Below are 4,489 nucleotides of genomic sequence, written 5' to 3' on the forward strand. Positions count from 1 at the left end.
CCGCTGCTGTTGGTCAGTACATGTACCGTATTGAGGTAGAAGATACGAGCGGGCAGAAAACTGTTCGTACAGGAGCCGTGTTGTTATTACGTTAGCCGTCAGACGATACCGGTCCGCCGGATGATCGTTAGTGGCTGACGCGTACTGTTGGCTATGGACTAACTACGATCAACTGACAATTAATTACTATAATTTATGAACATGATGGACATGTTCGGGAAGATGAAGGAAGTTCAATCCCGAATGAAAGACGCTCAGGAAACCCTTAGCAACGTAACAGAAACGGGTGAATCGGGAGCCGGGCTGGTAAAAGTAACGGTCAATGGCCTGAAAAATGTGCTGAAAATTGAGATTGACCCCGATCTGATTCGCCCTGACGATCGCGAAATGTTACAGGATTTAATCGTGGCGGCTACCAACAAAGCGATGGGCAATATAGAAGGCAAAGCCCGTGAGCATCTGCGTCAGGCTACCGAAGGATTATTACCGAATATTCCGGGCTTGAATCTGGATGGACTGATGTAATATAAAGAGTTTGTAAGTTTGTGCCGAATCGCCGTCGGACTGCCGAAGCAGGTGGTTTGTAGTTCACCATAAGCATCGTATGTTAAACTACAAACCCACAAACAATGAATGGAGTTGGATATTCTTGCCATAGTTATTCTTAATTACAACGGTCAACCGTTTTTAGCGAAATTTTTGCCGACGGTGCTTGCCAATGCTGATGGGCATCCGGTCTACGTAGCGGATAGTGCCTCCTCGGATTCGTCGGTTTCTTTTCTACGTACCCATTTCCCCGAAGTTCGCGTTATTGAACTGCCCCGTAATGAGGGCTACGCAGGTGGCTATAACAAGGCGCTCGACTACATCCGTACCCATTACGGTGGCGCTACGTATTACGTACTGCCTAATTCAGACATCGAAGTGACGCCGGGATGGATCGCGCCAGTTCTGTCGTTGATGACATCAAATAAGCAGATTGTCGCCTGTCAACCTAAAATTCGTTCTTATAGCGAGCGTGACTTGTTTGAGCATGCAGGTGCGGCCGGTGGTTATGTTGATTGGTTAGGATACATATTTTGCCGGGGACGCGTTTTCGCTACGTTCGAAACGGATCACGGACAGTACAACGACAATCGGCAGGTGTTCTGGGCAACGGGCGCCTGTTTGTTTTTACGCGCCGATGTATTTCATCAGGCTGGTGGTTTTGATACGTCTTTCTTCGCTCACATGGAAGAAATTGATCTGTGCTGGCGTTTCCAGCGATTAGGCTACGAGGTCTGGACATGTGGTCAGTCGACGGTTTATCATGTTGGCGGGGGCACACTTCACAAATCAAACCCGCACAAAACCTATCTGAATTACCGCAATAGCCTGTTTATGCTTTATAAAAACTGGCCTGCCAATGGCTGGCTATGGCCGAAAATTCTGCTTCGTCTGATTCTGGACGGAGCTTCATCCGCCTTGTTTATGCAAGTAGGCGAGTGGAGCGATGTTTGGGCGATTGTGCGAGCACACTTTGCTTTTTATGAGCAGTTGCCTACGCTGCACCGTCAGCGGAAATACCTTCAAAAACAACAGATAACAAACGTTCAGCTATATCCGAAGAGTATCGTGTGGCAGTACTTTATGAAAGGTAAGAAAACCTTTGGAGAGATAGCAGGCAAGTAAATATCCCTAATGAAAGAATGGACAATGAGTGTCAATCGCTGACTACTCATTGTCCATTCTTTCATTAGGGATATTTACTGATTTATAATTCCCAGACTGTAGGATGAGCATGGCGCCGTAAATGCTTACTCATTTCCATCCAGAATGCCATAATCAAATAAAGAATAACGGGTGAGCCAAGAGTCAGGAAAGACGTATAGATGAAATATAAGCGAATACTACTGGCCGAGATATTCATTTTCTCTCCTAAGCGTGAACAGACGCCAAAGGCCTGACTTTCAACGAAGAATCGAATCTTGTTCATGTTTTTTAGTTGCGAAGCGCATGGATAAACGTTGAATAGAATCGAAGTAAATAAACGTATGATTTAAACAGAATGTTTGCCGTTTACAAACATTACCAGTATAAATCTAGTGAAAATACCTAAAAAATAGTGTAAAACGTACTGAAGTCAGAACATTTTTACTTTCTTTGTGCTGTAACGGGATTGGCGGCCTGGAATTGCCTCCGGTACATTATTTTTAACTAAATTTTCTTGATTCTCAATTAAGTTGCTGGTAGCTAAATTGTCCCGGTATCTCTTTCGTGAATCGTTGTTAATAATAGACCCTCTTTAATGTTTAATTGTTTAATTGTTTACGTTTTATGCAAACTGGTGTAGTAAAATTCTTTAACGAAAGTAAGGGTTACGGATTCATTGTTGAAGACGATACCAACCGGGACATCTTCGTCCACATTACCGGCCTGAACGGCATTACCATTCGTGAAAAAGACCGGGTACAGTTTGAAGTAGTTGACGGCAAGAAAGGACTCAATGCAGTAAAAGTGCAAAAAATAGATTAGTAATCTACAGCGTCAGATTAAGGGATTATAACCCCACCCGGCTACCAGGTGGGGTTTTTGCGCGTACAATTACTGTCCGATCCAGCTCTTTACGTCATCAAGAGTGGGCATTTTGGCTTCCAGCTTAAGTTTCTTGCGTACTCCTCCCAAATCATTGAATAATTTATTCGGATTAGCGGTACGTATCTGATCTACTGTCAGGAAACCTAATTTCTGAACGGCGGGAACCCATTCTGCCGGAATACCCGCTTCCACAAAGTCTTTTTCTTCCGACTGCTCCTGTTTCTTCTCGGGGCGCATCTGGGGGAAAAACAAAACATCCTGAATAGAAGGCTGATTGGTCATGATCATCGTCAGTCGATCAATTCCCAAACCTACACCAGCCGTGGGCGGCATGCCGTACTCAAGCGCACGTAGGAAATCTTCATCCAGCGCCATCGCTTCTTCGTCGCCACGCTCTGCCAGACGTAACTGCTCTTCAAAGCGTTCGCGTTGATCGAGCGGATCGTTCAACTCCGAATAGGCATTGGCAATTTCTTTGCCGTTACATATTGCCTCAAAGCGTTCTACCAGACCAGGTTTGCTACGGTGCTTTTTGGTCAGTGGCGACATTTCTACGGGGTAGTCTGTAATAAAAGTTGGTTGAATCAGGTTCGGTTCGCAGGCGTCGCCAAATAATTCGTCAATCAGTTTGGACTTGCCCATCGTGCTGTCGACTTTGATGCCACGACTTTCAGCCACCTGACGTAATTCGTCTTCTTCCATGCCTGATACGTCGACGCCGGTATATTCCTGAATGGCTTCGAACATCGTGAGCCGTTTCCAGGGGCGTTTAAAGTCAATGACATTCTCGCCAACGGTCACCTTTGTCGTTCCCGCTACGTCCAGCGCTACTTTCTCGACCATCTCTTCGATGGTGTCCATCATCCAGATGTAATCTTTGTAGGCAACGTAAAATTCGACCTGTGTAAATTCCGGATTGTGTGTGCGATCCATGCCCTCGTTCCGGAAATCTTTAGCAAATTCAAATACGCCGTCATAACCGCCAACAATCAACCGCTTCAGATACAGCTCATTAGCGATACGCATATACAGCGTCATGTCCAGCGAATTGTGGTGCGTACGGAATGGCCGGGCTGTTGCGCCACCGTGAATCGGCTGCAAAATGGGGGTCTCAACTTCCAGATAACCTTTCTGACTCAGGAACTGCCGGATGGAGTTAACCAGCTTTGTTCGCTTTACAAATACGTCGCGCACTTGCGGATTCACGATCAGGTCGACGTAGCGCTGGCGATAGCGCTGTTCAGGATCAGTGAATGCATCGTAAGTTTCTTTTTCACCTTTTTCATTCACAACTTCTTTCACCACTGGCAATGGACGTAACGCTTTGTTGAGAATCGTAAATTCTTTCACATAGACCGACAATTCGCCCGTTTTGGTCGAGAAAATATGCCCCCGCACGCCAACGATATCGCCAATGTCCAGCAGCTTTTTAAAGACGGTGTTGTAGAGCGTTTTGTCCTCACCGGGGCAAATATCATCGCGGCGAAAATAAAGCTGTATGCGTCCCGTCGAATCCTGTAACTCGGCAAAAGATGCGCTTCCGCTGATGCGGATGATCATCAGCCGACCGGCAAGCTGAACATTGCCCCAGCGTTCATCGCCCGAAAAGTCCTGTTCAGGTGCTACGTCCGTTCCCGGACCGTCAGGCTGAAAAGCCGAGCGAATGTCGGCCACGGTGGTGGTTACGTCAACTAGTTGGGCGGGATAGGGATCAATGCCCATCCGCATTAATTCTTCGCGCTTTTGTCGGCGATTTATTTCCTGTTCACTCAGTTGCATGATTATCAATAAGTTGGTCAGCTTATACCTTGACCAGTATTTAAGGGCGCAAAAATACGAAAACTCTGATCAGACGTTATCAAAAACGCGTTGAGATTGTCGGGTGTAAGTAAATGTTACAACAGAATGTTTA

Annotated in this window: 5 protein-coding genes; 3 read left to right on the top strand and 2 right to left on the bottom strand. The window is 46.1% G+C overall.

Translation table 11 applies throughout. The features are described 5' to 3' along the window. The first annotated feature begins 195 nt into the window (after window positions 1-195). Both ACOJS8_RS19115 and ACOJS8_RS19120 read left to right on the top strand, forming a co-directional pair. Window positions 196-525, top strand: coding sequence for a YbaB/EbfC family nucleoid-associated protein (locus tag ACOJS8_RS19115; RefSeq protein WP_420150148.1), 330 nt, complete (start codon window positions 196-198; stop codon window positions 523-525). Window positions 526-639: 114 nt separating this feature from the next. Then, window positions 640-1,671, top strand: a complete 1,032-nt coding sequence (locus ACOJS8_RS19120) for a glycosyltransferase family 2 protein (RefSeq protein WP_420150151.1) — start codon at window positions 640-642, stop codon at window positions 1,669-1,671. 82 nt (window positions 1,672-1,753) lie between these two features. Here the strand turns inward: ACOJS8_RS19120 and ACOJS8_RS19125 are convergent, their stop codons facing one another. Beyond that, complete coding sequence (locus tag ACOJS8_RS19125; protein WP_420150149.1) at window positions 1,754-1,975, bottom strand: PspC domain-containing protein; 222 nt, start codon at window positions 1,973-1,975, stop codon at window positions 1,754-1,756. A 341-nt stretch (window positions 1,976-2,316) separates the two neighbouring features. On the opposite strand from ACOJS8_RS19125, the gene ACOJS8_RS19130 reads away from it, so the two are divergent. Beyond that, complete coding sequence (locus ACOJS8_RS19130) at window positions 2,317-2,514, top strand: cold-shock protein (protein ID WP_405518835.1); 198 nt, start codon at window positions 2,317-2,319, stop codon at window positions 2,512-2,514. Between the two features lie 69 nt (window positions 2,515-2,583). Here the strand turns inward: ACOJS8_RS19130 and lysS are convergent, their stop codons facing one another. Next, window positions 2,584-4,356 (bottom strand): lysine--tRNA ligase, encoded by a 1,773-nt coding sequence (gene lysS / locus ACOJS8_RS19135; protein WP_420150150.1) that lies wholly within the window; start codon window positions 4,354-4,356, stop codon window positions 2,584-2,586. Window positions 4,357-4,489 lie beyond the last annotated feature (133 nt).

It is taken from the genome of Spirosoma sp., from assembly GCF_048594605.1.
GTDB lineage: Bacteria > Bacteroidota > Bacteroidia > Cytophagales > Spirosomataceae > Spirosoma.

Excerpts from the sequence above, each read along its gene's own strand:
- ACOJS8_RS19115 (WP_420150148.1), top strand. The coding sequence starts at position 196 with ATGAACATGATGGACATGTTCGGGAAGATGAAGGAAGTTCAATCCCGA.
- ACOJS8_RS19125 (WP_420150149.1), bottom strand. The coding sequence starts at position 1,975 with ATGAACAAGATTCGATTCTTCGTTGAAAGTCAGGCCTTTGGCGTCTGT.
- ACOJS8_RS19130 (WP_405518835.1), top strand. The coding sequence starts at position 2,317 with ATGCAAACTGGTGTAGTAAAATTCTTTAACGAAAGTAAGGGTTACGGA.
- lysS (WP_420150150.1), bottom strand. The coding sequence starts at position 4,356 with ATGCAACTGAGTGAACAGGAAATAAATCGCCGACAAAAGCGCGAAGAA.